A 13682-nucleotide genomic window follows, 5' to 3' on the forward strand; every position below is an offset into this window, starting at 1 on the left:
TGGAGGAGGGCATGGTCGACACCCCGCACGCCCTCTACCCGGGCACCGACGAGCAGGACTACTACCGGGGCGTGGTCACCGGGGCGGCGCCCGACCCGGTTCTCCTCGAACCGGGGGCCCGCCCGCGTCTCACGTCCGTCCGTCACACCACCGCGGTCAGCGGTTCTCCTTGACGACGATCGTGCTGCAGATCTTGTCGGAGAAGGTCTGCTTCTTGGCGTCCCAGATGGGCCACAGGTAGCCCAGGTAGCAGGCGATGCCGTCGATGAAGTGCGCGAGCTGGCGCACGAACGCCATGCCGAAGCCGACCGGCGCGCCGGTCGCCTCCTTGAGGGTGCGCGTGCCGACGGCCTTCTTGCCGATCGTCTGGCCGGTCGCGCCCTCCTTGTACACCTGGAAGAAGAACATGCCGACCAGGTAGACGAAGCCGATCAGACCGAGGACGGCGGCCAGACCCTCGCCGCTGCCGTTGGACATCGCGGCACCGATGCCGATCAGCAGGTAGTACGGGACGAGGATGACGGCCGTGTCGATCAGGCGGGACAGCACGCGCCAGCCCCAGTGCGCCAGCGGCGGCTGGGCGCCGTAGCCCATCGGGGCCTGCGGGTAGCCGCCGTACGGCTGCTGGACCGGCGGCGCCTGCGGGTAGCCGTACTGCTGCGGCACGCCCTGGGGGGCCTGCTGCGGGTAGCCGTAGCCGGGCTGACCGCCCTGGGGCTGACCGTAGCCGGGCTGGCCGCCGCCCTGCGGCTGGCCGTAACCGGGCTGCTGCCCGTAGGGGTTGTTCGGGTCGCCGAAGCTCATGAGGGGTTCCTCCGTGGGGTCTTGCGGGGACGACGCGGCCCGCACCGAGGAAAGCCAGCGAACATTCAAGAGCGGTCTGTCCCCCCAGCACTGCCCGCGGCACTGCGCAGATCATCGTGGTCAAAGTGTCGTCCGCTTGTCCAGTCGATACGCGCGGCGGTTGTGCAAGTGCAATCTCGGCTTCCGAATTGGAAACCGGCAGGGGTCATCCGGGAGGATGGCCGCATGAGCGCCCAGATTCTCGATGGCAAGGCCACCGCGGCCGCGATCAAGTCCGACCTGACCGCCCGTGTGGCGGCCCTCAAGGAGAAGGGTGTGACGCCCGGTCTCGGCACCGTCCTGGTCGGCGACGACCCGGGCAGCCAGAAGTACGTCGCGGGCAAGCACCGCGACTGCGCCCAGGTCGGCATCGCCTCCATCCAGCGCGAGCTGCCCGCCTCCGCCACCCAGGAGGAGATCGAGGCGGTCGTGCGGGAGCTCAACGAGGACCCGGCCTGCACGGGCTACATCGTGCAGCTTCCGCTGCCCAAGGGCATCGACGAGAACCGCATCCTGGAGCTGATGGACCCGGCCAAGGACGCCGACGGTCTGCACCCGATGAACCTCGGCCGGCTGGTCCTCAACGAGCCCGCCCCGCTGCCCTGCACGCCGAACGGCGTCATCACGCTCCTGCGGCGCCACGGCGTGGAGATCAAGGGTGCGGAGGTCGTGGTCGTCGGCCGCGGCGTCACCATCGGGCGTCCGATGCCGCTGCTGCTGACCCGCCGCTCCGAGAACGCCACCGTGACCCAGTGCCACACCGGCACCAAGGACCTCGCGGCCCACCTGCGGCGCGCGGACATCATCGTCGCGGCGGCCGGCGTGCCGCACCTGATCAAGCCGGAGGACGTGAAGCCCGGCGCGGCCGTGCTCGACGTCGGCGTCTCGCGCAACGACGAGGGCAAGATCGTCGGCGATGTGCACCCGGGCGTCGCCGAGGTCGCCGGCTGGATCTCGCCGAACCCCGGCGGCGTCGGCCCGATGACCCGCGCCCAGCTCCTGGTGAACGTCGTCGAGGCCGCGGAGCGCGCGGCCGGGATCCGCTGACCGTGTCCCCCTCCGAAGGGCCGCGGGAGCGGAGCGGTACGGGCCGCTCGGAGGCCCCCGGCACGGGCACCGACGCCGAGACCGGGGCCGGGGCCGGGGCCGGTGGATCCGAGGCCGGGACCGGGGCCGGTGGGGCCGGGTCCGGTGCCGGGGCCGAGACCGGGACCGGGGCGGCGGCTCCGGCCGCGTCACGTCGGCACCCGCGGGCGAAGCTGACCACCACGACCGCCCGCCCCGAGGGCGGCGGCCGGGCGGCGCCCGGGGACGCCCCGGCGCCCGCCCGCCAGTGGCCGCTGCTCACCGTGCTCGGACTGACGGTGCTGGGTCTGCTGGTCGTCGGCACCGACCTGTTCCCGCAGTCATTCCGGGTCGGCACCCTGCTGGTCGGCGTCGCGCTCCTGACCGGCGCGGTGCTGCGGCGGGCCCTGCCCTCCGTCGGCATGCTGGCGGTGCGCTCGCGGTTCACCGACATGATCACGTACGGGGTGATGGGCGCCCTGATCGTGCTGCTCGCGCTCATGGTGCAGCCGGAGCCCTGGCTGCGGATCCCGTTCCTGGAGGACATCCTCCACCTCACGGTGACCTGAGACGGGGCGCCCGTCCTCTCCCCCGAGGGAGGACGGGCGCCCCGCGATCAAGGGTCATGTACGCGCCATGGGTGGTTCAAGGGCTGCTGGGCCGCTGTGGCATGGAGGTGACCATTCCGGTACGTCCCTGTCCGGTAGCCGGGTGGCAGTGAGCCGTCCCACAAGGGGGCGGGGATTGGGCGGGGCCCGGGTCGGATAGCCTGACCGCTGGATATCTCTTCACGTCGAGACACCGATCGATCAAGAGGGGTTATCCCACCACCAGGGGCAGGGACCCCCCACCGCCAGACTGTCTTACGGAGATCGCCATGACCCGCACTCCCGTGAATGTCACCGTGACCGGCGCGGCCGGCCAGATCGGCTACGCGCTGCTCTTCCGCATCGCCTCCGGCCACCTGCTCGGCGCGGACGTGCCGGTCAAGCTGCGCCTCCTCGAGATCCCGCAGGGCGTCAAGGCCGCCGAGGGCACCGCCATGGAGCTCGACGACTGCGCGTTCCCGCTGCTCAAGGGCATCGACATCTTCGACGACCCGAACAAGGGCTTCGAGGGCGCCAACATCGCGCTGCTCGTCGGCGCCCGCCCGCGCACCGCGGGCATGGAGCGCGGCGACCTGCTCTCCGCCAACGGCGGCATCTTCAAGCCGCAGGGCAAGGCCATCAACGACCACGCCGCGGACGACATCAAGGTCCTCGTCGTCGGCAACCCGGCCAACACCAACGCCCTCATCGCCCAGCAGTCGGCCCCGGACGTCCCGGCCGAGCGCTTCACCGCGATGACCCGCCTGGACCACAACCGCGCCCTGTCGCAGCTCGCGCAGAAGACCGGCGCCTCCGTCGAGGACATCAAGCGCCTCACCATCTGGGGCAACCACTCCTCGACGCAGTACCCGGACATCTTCCACGCGGAGATCGCCGGCAAGAACGCCGCCGAGGTCGTCGACGACGAGGCGTGGCTGGCCGACACCTTCATCCCGACCGTCGCCAAGCGCGGCGCCGCGATCATCGAGGCCCGTGGCGCGTCCTCCGCCGCCTCGGCCGCCAACGCCGCCATCGACCACGTCCACACCTGGGTCAACGGCACCCGCGAGGGCGACTGGACCTCCATGGGCATCCCGTCGGACGGCTCCTACGGCGTCCCGGAGGGCCTGATCTCCTCCTTCCCGGTCGTCTGCAAGGACGGCAAGTACGAGATCGTCCAGGGCCTGGACATCAACGAGTTCTCCCGCAAGCGCATCGACGCCTCGGTCAAGGAGCTCTCCGAGGAGCGCGACGCGGTCCGCGAGCTCGGCCTCATCTGAGTCGGCTCCCCGAGTCCGGCTCCCCGAGTCCGGCTCTCTGCAGGTGACGCACGGCGCCCCCGGTCTTCGGCCGGGGGCGCCGCGCGTTCCCCGAGGAGTCTCGGACTACCGCTTCGAAAACCCGTTCCCGAGGCCCTTGTTCCTCAGGCGTCGCGCAGGAGTTCCTCCGCGAGCGCGGTGACGCCCTGGAGCGTACGGAGCAGCAGCCCCGGCCCGAAGGTGATCCGGGTCGCGCCGAGCCGGCCGAGCTCGGCGAACGGCGGATCCCCGGGCCGTACGAGGAAGTTGAGCGGCCCGGCGATCCCGGCCCGCAGTTCCGGCAGGTCCTCGGCCGGAGCCTTGATCGGGTAGACGCAGTCGGCGCCCGCCGCCTCGTAGAGCCGGCCCCGCTCGACCGCCGCGGCGGTGGTGTCCTCGTGGACGGTCGGGTGCAGATACGTGTCGACGCGGGCGTTGACGAAGAGCTCCCGGCCGGCCTCCGCCCGTACCGCCGCGAGGAAGTCGGCCTGCGCGGCGGGCTCCTTGAGGCCGTGCGTACGGTCGGAGTCCTCCAGGTTCACGCCGACCGCGCCCGTCTCCAGGACCCGGGCCACCAGCTCCTTCGGGGAGAGGCCGTAGCCGCCCTCGACGTCGGCGGTGACCGGTACGGAGACGGCCCGGGCGATCCGCGCCACGGCGGCGAACATCTCGGCGGCCGGGGTGGCGCCGTCCTCGTGGCCGAGCGCGGCGGCGATCCCCGCGCTGGGCGTGGCCAGGGCCGGGAACCCGGCCTCCTCGAAGGCGCGTGCCGAGGCCGCGTCCCACGGTCCGGGCAGGACCAGCGGACGCCCGCCGGGCGGCACCCGCAGGTGCAGGGCCCGCAGCGCCGCGGCGCCCGCCGGCGCCGTGCCGCTCATCGCTTGTACATCCCCGGGGTGTAGTGGCCGGGGGTGAACCGGCTGGTCACGGCGATCCGGTTCCAGGCGTTGATGACGGTGACGGCACCGATCACATGCGCGAGCTCGGTCTCGTCGAAGTGCCGCGCGGCCTCCTCGTACACCTCGTCGGGCACGAAGCCGTCGGTGAGGACGGTGATCGCCTCCGTCAGGGCGAGCGCGGCCAGCTCGCGCTCGGTGTAGAAGTGCCGGGACTCGCGCCAGGCGGAGAGCTGGACGATCCGCTGCACGGTCTCGCCGCCCGCGAGCGCGTCCTTGGTGTGCATGTCCAGGCAGAACGCGCAGTTGTTGAGCTGCGAGGCCCGGAGCTTGATCAGCTCGTAGAGGGTCGGGTCGACGTGCTTCGACGCGGCGATCTCCAGGCCCACCATGGCCTTGTAGAACTCCGGGTGCTTCTCGGCGAAGGCGAGCCGGGGCGGGTGCTCGTGGGCGTAGGTGATCTGCTGCTGCTCCTGCGTGGTGATCGTCATGACGTTCACCGTACGAGCCGGGTGGCGCCCGGGTATGGTCCACTTCCATGGCGAACGACTGGGCCACTTTCGGCGCCGACCTGCATCTGGAGCTGTCCGGGAAGGGCCTGCGCAGCGGGCTCATGGACGCGCTGCGGGAGGCCGTGCGCAGCGGGCGGCTCGCGGCCGGTGTCCGGCTGCCGTCCTCCCGTTCCCTCGCCGCCGACCTCGGCGTGGCCCGCAACACCGTCGCCGACGCGTACGCGGAGCTGGTCGCCGAGGGGTGGCTGACGGCCCGGCAGGGCTCGGGGACGCGGGTGGCCCTGCGGTCCGCCCCGCGCGGCCCCGCGAGGCCGGGCCGGAGCACCGCCGCGTCGCCGTCCACGGCCGGGAAACCCACCCACAACCTGCGGCCCGGCACGCCCGACCTCGCCTCCTTCCCGCGCGCCGAATGGCTCAAGGCATCCCGCAAGGCGCTCATGGCCGCGCCGCACGAGGCGTTCGGATACGGCGACCCGCGCGGCCGGATCGAACTGCGCACCGTGCTCGCCGAGTACCTGGCCAGGGCCCGGGGCGTGTACGCGACGCCGGAACGGATCGTGGTCTGCTCGGGCTTCGTGCACGGGCTGATGCTCGTGGGGCAGGTGCTGCGGGCCCGTGGCGTGCGGGAGGTGGCCGTCGAGTCGTACGGCCTCGACATCCACTGGGACCTGCTGGCCCGCGCGGGCCTCCGGACACCTGCCCTGCCGCTCGACGAACGGGGCACCCGCACCGAGGAGTTGGGTACGGGGGAGCTGGGCGCGGTGGGCGCGGTCCTGATGACCCCGGCCCACCAGTTCCCGCTGGGCGGCGCGCTGCTGCCCGACCGGCGGGCGGCGGCCGTCGACTGGGCGCGGGCGGCGGGCGGGTTCATCCTGGAGGACGACTACGACGGGGAGTTCCGCTACGACCGCCAGCCGGTCGGCGCGCTCCAGGGCCTCGACCCCGAGCGGGTGGTCTACCTGGGCACCGCGAGCAAGTCCCTCGCGCCGGGGCTCCGGCTGGCGTGGATGGTGCTGCCGGAGCACCTGGTCGACGAGGTCGCGGCGGCGAAGGGGGCGGTCGACTGGATGTCGAGCGCCACGGACCAACTCACCTTCGCGGAGTTCCTCGCGTCGGGGGCGTACGACCGGCACGTCCGCGCGATGCGGCTGCGCTACCGGCGCCGCCGCGACCAACTGGTGGCGGCGGTCGCCGCCCGCTCGCCCGCGACCCGGATCAGCGGCATCGCGGCCGGCCTCCACGCGGTCCTCGAACTCCCCGCCGGCACCGAGGCGTCCGTCACCCGCGCCGCCGCCTTCCAGGGCCTCGCCCTCGTGGGCGTCAACCGCTTCCGCCACCCCACCGCGCCCCCCTCCCGCGACGCCCTCGTCGTCGGCTACGCGACACCCTCGGACAGCGCGTGGTCGGGGGCGCTGGACGCGCTGATGCGTGCGCTACCGGAGCCGTGACACCCAAGAGCCCCGCTCGGCGAATGGCCGAACGGGGCTCTTGGGTGTCTGCGAGGGGCTACGCGCCCTGGTCAAGCTCTCCGGGCATCGGGCCGGGGGTCAGTTCTTCCGCGTGCTCCGGGCATGCCCAGAGGGTCGTTCCGGGGCCGCTGTTGCTCTGAATCCAGCGGACGGCAACGGGCCGTTTCGTGAGCTGGTGGCACTTGATACAGAGCGCTGCGTGCACAGTAGGGGTCGGGTTAGTCAGTCCGTCGCGGGTCACACGGCCACCCCAGCAGTGGCGAGCGTCGCGAGGGTTTCGAAGTGGTCCCCCGAGTAGCCGTATGGGTAGTCCACGCCGAGCGTGGCGAGGACCGCAGCGGTGCGCCGTTCGCGGATGATGCCGAACTCCAACGTGTCCTCGGCGAGGGCGTACGGGCGAATCAGTGCGGTGTCCTCGCCGCGGAGCGGCATCCGTCGTGCGCGGACGTGCTCGGGGACGGGGGTGGGCCAGGGCTTCCTACCGGGGCCCGTGAGGATGGGCAGGGTCTCGGGCGCGCGGTACGCGGCGGAGTGGCGTCCGGGCTGGCGGCTCGGTGGGAGTTCGAGTGCGCACCAGAGGACGAGCAGAGACCCGAGCCCGATGGATGCGAGGGCGATAAGATCGCGCATGTCTTTCAGCTCCCTGATAGCTGATCGGCACGCCCCGGCGGACCGCGTAGGACCGGTCTTCCGGGGCTTTCGTGTGTTCGGGGAATCACGCTAAGCCAACTTGTCTAACTCGTCTACCTGTATAAGTGTTCTGCCTGTCTAAGTCGCTCATGTTTGGCGGTTTGTCTACGCTGCCCCCATGCCCGAGACCCCGAGCGGCCCCCGCGCCCCGTACATGGATGTGCTGGACGCACTGATGGAAGAGATCAAGGGGAAGAGTCCGGGTGACCCCATCTCCTCAGAGTCCGAGCTGTGCGAGCGACACGGCGTGGCCCGGATGACCGTCCGCCGCGCCATCGGCATTGCTCGTGAGCGCGGGCTCATCGAGACCCGATGGGGGAAAGGATCGTTCGTTGCCCCTCCCGTCGGCTCGGGCGCCGAGGGCGACGACCAGGCGGACGCGTAGCGGTTAGGGGGCGTACCGCGCCACGGTGTAGGCAGTAGGGCCCGTCAGTCCCGCTCCAGGCTCGTTCATGATGTTGAGTACGTCGAACCCGGCAGCCGTCGCATAGTGCTCCAGTTCCCGCGGGAACAGCACGCGGCGCAGGATCTCGTCCCGTGCCCGCTCGCCGGAGGCGAGAACCCATTCCCTACGCATGGTGTTGATCTGCGTCCGTAGGTCCCACTCATGTCGGATTATGACGGTCGCGGGACCTTGCGGAGTGTCCACGGTGCTGCGAGTCGGCTCGGCGGGCATGAGTGGCCACACGGGTGAGCAGAGCACCAGGACCCCGCCGGCCCGCGCATGAGCTGCGAAGGTAGCGAAGACTCGTTCGATGTCATGGTTGTCGTGCACGTAGGCGAGGGAGTTCCCGAGACACGTCACGATGTCCATGCGCGCCCCGAGCCGGGACGTGCGCATGTCGCCCACTCGGAAGTCCAGTCTCGGGCGCACGCGCCGTGCGTACTCCACCAGCCCGGGTTGGAGGTCTACGCCGACGCACTCGTAGTACTTGGTGAGGACTTCCACGTCTCGCCCGGTTCCGCACCCGAAGTCCACCAGCGTGGACGCGTCGGGGCAGTAGCGTTCGATCAGGCTTCGGCACGTCTCCGCACTGCCCGTGTCCGACTGCACCGCGTCATACAGCGCGGGGTGCCGGTAGAAGACGTTCGTTTCTTCCATGCGCTGAGCTTCCGTATGGGGGCCGGTCATGTGAGGGATCGCAACCCGACTTCCAGTGCGACCACGTCGCACAGCAGATCAGGAACCAGGGGTGCGCGCTCGGCGTGCTCGCGGGCTCGGGCCAGTGCCTTCGGGTCAACGTAGCCGAGATCCACCAACACGGAGTCCCGCAGCAGGGCGTCAAGCGTCGGCAGTCCGAACGAGCGCAATCCGGTTTCCATGACTGCCAGGAAGTTTTCCGGTTCGGTCGGCGCCGCGACCGTTTCAGGAAGACCCGCTCGGCGCAGCCTCTCGCGAAACATGGTCTTGCCGCGCTTGTGCTCGTGCGGAAGCTGTTCCATGAACCGCACGATGCGAGGGTGAACCAGAGGGCTCACGGGCCACACCCCTACCCGAAGGAAGCCAGGGTTGTGCATCCCGAAGTTCATCAGCGTCGGGATTGGAAGTACGGGCATAGGGGCCAGTTCGGCGTTCACGTCCGCGAGGGCGTTCACGGCCCGGTCGCCGAGCCACGGCACCGGGGGTGCTTCCGGTAGCCGTGTGTGTGTACGGGAGTGCATCGCGTTGATCTCATCGCCCCCGCTGCCGGTGAAGATGACGGCGCACCGTCGGGTGGCTGCCTGGTCGCGTACGACGTCGAACGCCTCTTGGTAGAAGGCGCCGGCGGGGTCGTGCGGGCGTCCGGCAGCTCGTACGCCGCCCGGTGTGAACGGCGGATGTCTCAGCGCGGGAATGGCGGTGTCATGGAAGCCCCAGAGAGTGGCCATCGTCGTTCGCCGGTCGCGCTGGAGGACTCCGATCCTGCCGCCCATGAGCAGCCCGAAGCTGTGCACGCGCGGAAACCCCGCGGCCTTTACCGAGAGCGCGACGTTTGCCGAGTCGGCTCCGCCGGACAACTCCACGCCGACGATGCCGGTAGCGGCGGGCACGTCACGGATGACCGACGTCAAGAGTGCGTCGAACGTAGCCACTGGATCGAGGCCGGTGCACAGCCTACGAGGCTCTAGAACATGCTCGGCCGGCTCCGGATACTGCACCGCAAGGCCGGTGGAGTCGAACACTGCGGTCGCACGCTCCGTGAGTCGGTACACCCCTTCAAACAAGGTGTCCGCGGTGTATCTGTGCTGCCTGGTCAGTGTCCGGGCAACGACCCGTGACACCAGCCGATCCACCCGCAGGTAAGTGCGCAGGTCCGCGAGGTCCCACGATCCGATCAGCTCGTCCCCGACTGCCACAAGGTAGATGGGGGCCGTTCCGAAGACCCCGGCGGTAATCCGGACTTCCTCGGCGCTCATGGTGAGCGTCACGTGCTCGGGTTGGTCTTGCTTGTCTTCGCGAACGGTCACGACGGCATGCGGCGCCGAGTCGTCGTCGAACTCGGTGACCAACGCCCCGAGCGGCGCAGGCTTGATCCAGCTTGCACCCGTGCTCCACGTGCCGCCGAAGGGTGCCCATTGCGGGTTACGGAGGTCCCGCAAGCGCAGACGCAGTGAGATCACTCGTTCCTCCAGATGGGAGCGGCGGGGCGAGGCCCGATGAGCCCCACCCCGCCGCGTGACAGAGCCGGTGACTGTTAGACGGTCGCGGCGCAGTGGTCGCCGTTGTTGTCGCCGCCGCCCGGCATCTTGTCCATCAGTGCGGCCTCGGTGGTCGGCACGCCGATGACCAGCTCACCCGTGAACAGTTCGTCCACCTGCATGACTTCTCCTAGTGTTGTTACTACTCCGTGGCGGTTGCCACGAAGTCGGTACCCGGTCGGCTGTCTGCGTGATGGTTGGCAGTCGACCGGGGTCGTTCCCGTTCCCTCGGCTCGGGACCTCCCCGCAGTTAGGGGCCGGACCGAAGGAACGGAGTCTGTGTGCGGGTCCCGTCCGTGCCCGGGGAGGAACACGGACGGAACCTGGAGTGCAGTCCCCCACCACCGGCATTGGAGGGAGCCGGCGGCGCTGCTGTAGAGACCCGGGGGCGCCCTATGGGGTGACTCCGCGCGGGGGAGCTTCCACCGCCCGTTCGAGACCGGACGGCTAGTCGCGCAGGACTGCACGGCCCCGCCGCCCGGTCACCGTCACCGCTACGGCCTGGATCACTCATCGGCCCTGGTGACTGTCACGAGTCCGATGTACTCCACCGAGACCGTGAAGACCGCGTGACCCGTCTCCGCGGTGTGCAACTCGGACTCCACGTGCGCGCTCGCCGGCTCGGTCGTCGGCAGCGGCTCCCACGTGCACCCACCGTCCATGCAGCGAACCGTCATGGTCACCTCTGAGTCGGGGTGCTTGTCCAGGGAGTACATCCGGGGCGCGATTACCGCTGTGGTCACGGTCTCGGCTCCGTCCGATGCTGCGGCGGCGAGCCCTCGGGAATGTCCAGCTTCGGCGACTCGTGCGGGTGATTCCGGATCTCAACCACGTAGTCCGTGGCACGCGACCCGTCGCCCACCGCGGAGTAGTGAACCGGCGCAGGCTCCGGGTAGCTCCGTCGCTCGCCCGTCACCCTGTCACTGCCTCGACGGGCGTGGTGAGAACCTGGATCCGTTGGCGCTCCTCCTCGGTGGGCGGGCGCAGGTTGTCGGGGGCAGTGGCCCACTCCGTGCCACCACCTACGGGACGCAGGTACACGCTTCCCTCGTAGCGATGTACCACCCAGCCGAGACGGGGCGGGTTCGAGCTGGTGTCAACTGCGTAGCGCTTGGCAATGGGCGACCACTCGCCATCCGACATGTGTCCACCTCCCGCTTAGGCACGTGCTGTTCCGGCCACGCGCTGATCGTTTGCGTACGACGAGCTAACCGCGTGGCGTGCATGAACGGGTACCGTTACGGGGAGGGCAAATCATAAGTCTCATAAGCGCTGGGGGTTGGCGTGGCCAGAGCTTCCGAACAACGGCGAAATGATGGACTCTGCAACCTGCTTGACCAGGCGGGATACTCGGAAACGAAGTTCGCTCATGCCGTGAACCGTCTAGGGGCAGAGGCGGGACTGTCGCTCAACTACCGCCAACCCTCGGTGTCGCAGTGGAAGAACGGTGCGCAGCCGAAGAATCCACAGGTCAGAGCGGTGATCCTCGCCGTTCTTGAACGTCGGTTGGGTCGTCCTGTGACCTACGCGGAAGCGGGGTTGCAGCGGGCCGAGGGCGAGGGAAGCGGCGACAGCCGTGACACCGTGGAAGCCCTGATCAATCTCGGGAAGGAAGACATGGACCCATCCCGCCGCAAGCTCTTGACTGCGGGCCTCTACTCCGCTGCGCTTACCGTTCCTACGTTTTCGGCGCTTGTCTCCCAGGCTCGCGCCGATGATCTCGAACGGCTCACTCGACCCACGGGAAAGATCGGACAAGGGGAAGTCGATACCGTCCGACGAATGACGGACAAGATCGCGGACATTCTTGACGATCTCGGCGGCGGACATGCTCGGCCTATGGCCGCTGCATTCCTGGTGAACACTGTGGGCAACTACCTGCGGGCGGATGCGTCCGACACCGTTCACCGCAACATGCTGTCTGCGGCGTCCGACCTCGTTTACCTCACGGGGTGGATGGCCATGTACGAGCGTGCACATGGACTCGGCCAGACCTATTACCTTCGAGCGCTGGACTTGGCGCGGGAGTCGGAAGATCAGCTCACCTACTGCCGCACCCTGCGGGGCATGAGTCTGCAAGCTTCCCACCTTCGTTACGGACGCAAGGCTCTGGAGTACGCCGACTCTGCCGCCGAAGCGGCTCCGCAGGCCGGCCCGAGACTGGTGGCGTTCCTACGGGGGCAGCAGGCACACGCGTCCGCCATGGTCGGCGACCACCGAGGCGCCATCGCCCGGCTTGGCGAAGCGGAGGCGGCTCTGTCTCGTGCCGATTCGAAACGCGACGCCGTGGGCGGGTACGACCAAGCCGCGTTCCTCTTCCACGTCTCGCACGTGCACTACGAGAGACGAGACTTGGCGGGTTCGATCAAGGCTCTCAAGTCGTCTGTACGAGTCATGTCCCCCACGGAACGTCAAGGTCGACTCCACGCGAACGCGGTACTCGCGCAACGTCAATTCGAGTTCGGGCACCTGGAGGAGTCGTGCAGAACGTGGGGCCGATTCCTCGATGACTACGAAGTCCTGTCGACGGCGCGAGGAGACGAGCACTTCGACAAGCTGCGAGCCCTCACGATGCCGCGCCACACGTCCCGCGCGGTTCGTGATCTCCGCGAGCGAATCCCCGAGGTAGCCAAGAGGAAAGCGGCGTGACCCCACCGCAAGCACTCTGAAACGCAAAAAGCCCCGACCCGCCCCGAGTTGGGAGTAGGGCGGGGCCTTGATCACGGGCTAGCGGCCCACGTCCGCCCCCGACGCCCCTGTCGGGGGAGGGGCCTCGCCGAAGCGGGTGAGGGTCAGGGAGCCCGCGACGGCGAGGGCGAAGCCGAGGAGGGCGAGCCAGCCGAGGCCGGGGCGGGTGCGGTCGCCGAGCCAGGCGACGCCCGCCACCGCCGGGCCGATCGTCTCGCCGAGGACGAGCCCCGCCGTCGCCGTGGTGACGGAGCCGCTGTGGAGCGCGGAGGCGTAGAGGAGGTACGCCGCGCCGCCGCCGAGGAGGAGCGCGTACAGGGCGGGGTCGGCCAGGTCCGTCGAGTCGATCAGGCGGACCGCGATCTCGACCACGCCGAAGCCGAAGCCGCCCGCGAGCCCGAGGGTCAGCGCCCGGGGCCGTGCCGGGAGGCGGCCCGCCGCCGCGCCGGCCGGCAGCACGGCGAGGGCCGCCGCGAGCAGCCCCCACTCCAGCCAGGCGCCGACGTCCTCGTGGCCCTCCTTGCCGGCGGCGAGCGCCAGCATCGCGAGCCCCAGGCACACCACCCCGACCGCCGCCCACTCGATCCGCCTGAGCCGCACCCCCAGCGCCCGCGAGGCGATCACCGCCGTCACGGCGAGACTGGCCGCGAGCGCCGCCCCCACCGCGTAGATCGGCAGCGTCCGCAGCGCGACGATCTGGAGCAGGAAGCCGAGACCGTCCAGGCCGAGCCCGGCCACGTACCGCCACTGCCGCAGCGCCCGCGCCATCAGGACGACGTCGACGCCGCCGCCCGTGCCGGCCTCGGCCGCCCGGGCGCCGAGCGCCTGGAGCACCGACGCGGCGCCGAAGCAGAAGGCCGAGGCCAGGGCGCACACCATCCCAAGAAGCACGAAAGGGACTCTAGTGCGACGGGAGGCGGGCTGGCCTTCCCACCGGGCCTACACTGTGCGATCG

General features: G+C 70.1%; 15 protein-coding genes and 1 pseudogene. 7 read left to right on the top strand and 9 right to left on the bottom strand.

What is annotated here, in order from left to right; genetic code table 11:
• Positions 1-92: pseudogene (locus ABZ135_RS23780) on the top strand (NADH-quinone oxidoreductase subunit NuoI); the annotation flags it as partial.
• Between the two features lie 64 nt (positions 93-156).
• On the opposite strand, the gene ABZ135_RS23785 reads toward ABZ135_RS23780, so the two are convergent.
• A complete protein-coding gene (locus tag ABZ135_RS23785; protein WP_356698247.1) occupies positions 157-804 on the bottom strand; it encodes an RDD family protein in 648 nt (215 codons plus the stop codon).
• A 225-nt stretch (positions 805-1029) separates the two neighbouring features.
• On the opposite strand from ABZ135_RS23785, the gene ABZ135_RS23790 reads away from it, so the two are divergent.
• The 3 genes from ABZ135_RS23790 (at position 1030) to ABZ135_RS23800 (ending at position 3775) form a co-directional block, all read left to right on the top strand.
• Positions 1030-1890 carry a bifunctional methylenetetrahydrofolate dehydrogenase/methenyltetrahydrofolate cyclohydrolase gene (locus ABZ135_RS23790; RefSeq protein WP_356698248.1) on the top strand — a complete coding sequence of 287 codons (861 nt, stop codon included), beginning with the start codon at positions 1030-1032 and terminating at the stop codon, positions 1888-1890.
• Positions 1891-1892: 2 nt separating this feature from the next.
• On the top strand, positions 1893-2477 hold the full coding sequence (locus ABZ135_RS23795) for a DUF3017 domain-containing protein (protein ID WP_356698249.1): 585 nt from the start codon (positions 1893-1895) through the stop codon (positions 2475-2477).
• A gap of 308 nt (positions 2478-2785) precedes the next feature.
• Positions 2786-3775 carry a malate dehydrogenase gene (locus ABZ135_RS23800; RefSeq protein ID WP_356698250.1) on the top strand — a complete coding sequence of 330 codons (990 nt, stop codon included), beginning with the start codon at positions 2786-2788 and terminating at the stop codon, positions 3773-3775.
• 143 nt (positions 3776-3918) lie between these two features.
• Here the strand turns inward: ABZ135_RS23800 and ABZ135_RS23805 are convergent, their stop codons facing one another.
• Both ABZ135_RS23805 and ABZ135_RS23810 read right to left on the bottom strand, forming a co-directional pair.
• Entirely contained in the window at positions 3919-4671 is a 753-nt protein-coding gene (locus tag ABZ135_RS23805; protein ID WP_356698251.1) for an isocitrate lyase/phosphoenolpyruvate mutase family protein, read from the bottom strand.
• Positions 4668-5180, bottom strand: a complete 513-nt coding sequence (locus tag ABZ135_RS23810) for a carboxymuconolactone decarboxylase family protein (RefSeq protein WP_356698252.1) — start codon at positions 5178-5180, stop codon at positions 4668-4670. Before ABZ135_RS23810 ends, ABZ135_RS23805 begins: the two co-directional genes overlap by 4 nt.
• Before the next feature lie 47 nt (positions 5181-5227).
• Between ABZ135_RS23810 and ABZ135_RS23815 the strand changes: the two genes are divergently transcribed.
• Complete coding sequence (locus tag ABZ135_RS23815; RefSeq protein ID WP_356698253.1) at positions 5228-6649, top strand: PLP-dependent aminotransferase family protein; 1422 nt, start codon at positions 5228-5230, stop codon at positions 6647-6649.
• 258 nt (positions 6650-6907) lie between these two features.
• On the opposite strand, the gene ABZ135_RS23820 is transcribed toward ABZ135_RS23815, so the two are convergent.
• Positions 6908-7300 (bottom strand): hypothetical protein, encoded by a 393-nt coding sequence (locus tag ABZ135_RS23820; protein ID WP_356698254.1) that lies wholly within the window; start codon positions 7298-7300, stop codon positions 6908-6910.
• 178 nt (positions 7301-7478) lie between these two features.
• On the opposite strand from ABZ135_RS23820, the gene ABZ135_RS23825 reads away from it, so the two are divergent.
• Positions 7479-7745, top strand: coding sequence for a winged helix-turn-helix domain-containing protein (locus ABZ135_RS23825; protein ID WP_356698255.1), 267 nt, complete (start codon positions 7479-7481; stop codon positions 7743-7745).
• A 3-nt stretch (positions 7746-7748) separates the two neighbouring features.
• On the opposite strand, the gene ABZ135_RS23830 is transcribed toward ABZ135_RS23825, so the two are convergent.
• The 4 genes from ABZ135_RS23830 to ABZ135_RS23845 all read right to left on the bottom strand — a co-directional run bounded on the left by ABZ135_RS23830 (position 7749) and on the right by ABZ135_RS23845 (position 10782).
• Positions 7749-8462 carry a class I SAM-dependent methyltransferase gene (locus tag ABZ135_RS23830; protein WP_356698256.1) on the bottom strand — a complete coding sequence of 238 codons (714 nt, stop codon included), beginning with the start codon at positions 8460-8462 and terminating at the stop codon, positions 7749-7751.
• A gap of 26 nt (positions 8463-8488) precedes the next feature.
• The gene (locus ABZ135_RS23835) at positions 8489-9961 is read right to left on the bottom strand and encodes an asparagine synthase (RefSeq protein ID WP_356698257.1); all 1473 of its coding nucleotides are present in this window, start codon (positions 9959-9961) and stop codon (positions 8489-8491) included.
• A 74-nt stretch (positions 9962-10035) separates the two neighbouring features.
• Positions 10036-10161 (bottom strand): hypothetical protein, encoded by a 126-nt coding sequence (locus tag ABZ135_RS23840; protein ID WP_356698258.1) that lies wholly within the window; start codon positions 10159-10161, stop codon positions 10036-10038.
• A gap of 384 nt (positions 10162-10545) precedes the next feature.
• Complete coding sequence (locus tag ABZ135_RS23845) at positions 10546-10782, bottom strand: hypothetical protein (RefSeq protein ID WP_356698259.1); 237 nt, start codon at positions 10780-10782, stop codon at positions 10546-10548.
• A gap of 541 nt (positions 10783-11323) precedes the next feature.
• Here ABZ135_RS23845 and ABZ135_RS23850 point away from each other — a divergent pair.
• The gene (locus tag ABZ135_RS23850) at positions 11324-12688 is read left to right on the top strand and encodes a hypothetical protein (protein ID WP_356698260.1); all 1365 of its coding nucleotides are present in this window, start codon (positions 11324-11326) and stop codon (positions 12686-12688) included.
• A 78-nt stretch (positions 12689-12766) separates the two neighbouring features.
• On the opposite strand, the gene ABZ135_RS23855 is transcribed toward ABZ135_RS23850, so the two are convergent.
• Positions 12767-13606 (bottom strand): hypothetical protein, encoded by an 840-nt coding sequence (locus ABZ135_RS23855; RefSeq protein WP_356698345.1) that lies wholly within the window; start codon positions 13604-13606, stop codon positions 12767-12769.
• Positions 13607-13682: the final 76 nt, after the last annotated feature.

It is taken from the genome of Streptomyces sp. NPDC006339 (assembly GCF_040612775.1).
Classification (GTDB): domain Bacteria; phylum Actinomycetota; class Actinomycetes; order Streptomycetales; family Streptomycetaceae; genus Streptomyces.

Coding starts and splice junctions, on each gene's coding strand:
- ABZ135_RS23785 (WP_356698247.1), bottom strand. CDS start 804: ATGAGCTTCGGCGACCCGAACAACCCCTACGGGCAGCAGCCCGGTTAC.
- ABZ135_RS23790 (WP_356698248.1), top strand. CDS start 1,030: ATGAGCGCCCAGATTCTCGATGGCAAGGCCACCGCGGCCGCGATCAAG.
- ABZ135_RS23800 (WP_356698250.1), top strand. CDS start 2,786: ATGACCCGCACTCCCGTGAATGTCACCGTGACCGGCGCGGCCGGCCAG.
- ABZ135_RS23805 (WP_356698251.1), bottom strand. CDS start 4,671: ATGAGCGGCACGGCGCCGGCGGGCGCCGCGGCGCTGCGGGCCCTGCAC.
- ABZ135_RS23810 (WP_356698252.1), bottom strand. CDS start 5,180: ATGACGATCACCACGCAGGAGCAGCAGCAGATCACCTACGCCCACGAG.
- ABZ135_RS23815 (WP_356698253.1), top strand. CDS start 5,228: ATGGCGAACGACTGGGCCACTTTCGGCGCCGACCTGCATCTGGAGCTG.
- ABZ135_RS23820 (WP_356698254.1), bottom strand. CDS start 7,300: ATGCGCGATCTTATCGCCCTCGCATCCATCGGGCTCGGGTCTCTGCTC.
- ABZ135_RS23825 (WP_356698255.1), top strand. CDS start 7,479: ATGCCCGAGACCCCGAGCGGCCCCCGCGCCCCGTACATGGATGTGCTG.
- ABZ135_RS23830 (WP_356698256.1), bottom strand. CDS start 8,462: ATGGAAGAAACGAACGTCTTCTACCGGCACCCCGCGCTGTATGACGCG.
- ABZ135_RS23840 (WP_356698258.1), bottom strand. CDS start 10,161: ATGCAGGTGGACGAACTGTTCACGGGTGAGCTGGTCATCGGCGTGCCG.
- ABZ135_RS23855 (WP_356698345.1), bottom strand. CDS start 13,606: ATGGTGTGCGCCCTGGCCTCGGCCTTCTGCTTCGGCGCCGCGTCGGTG.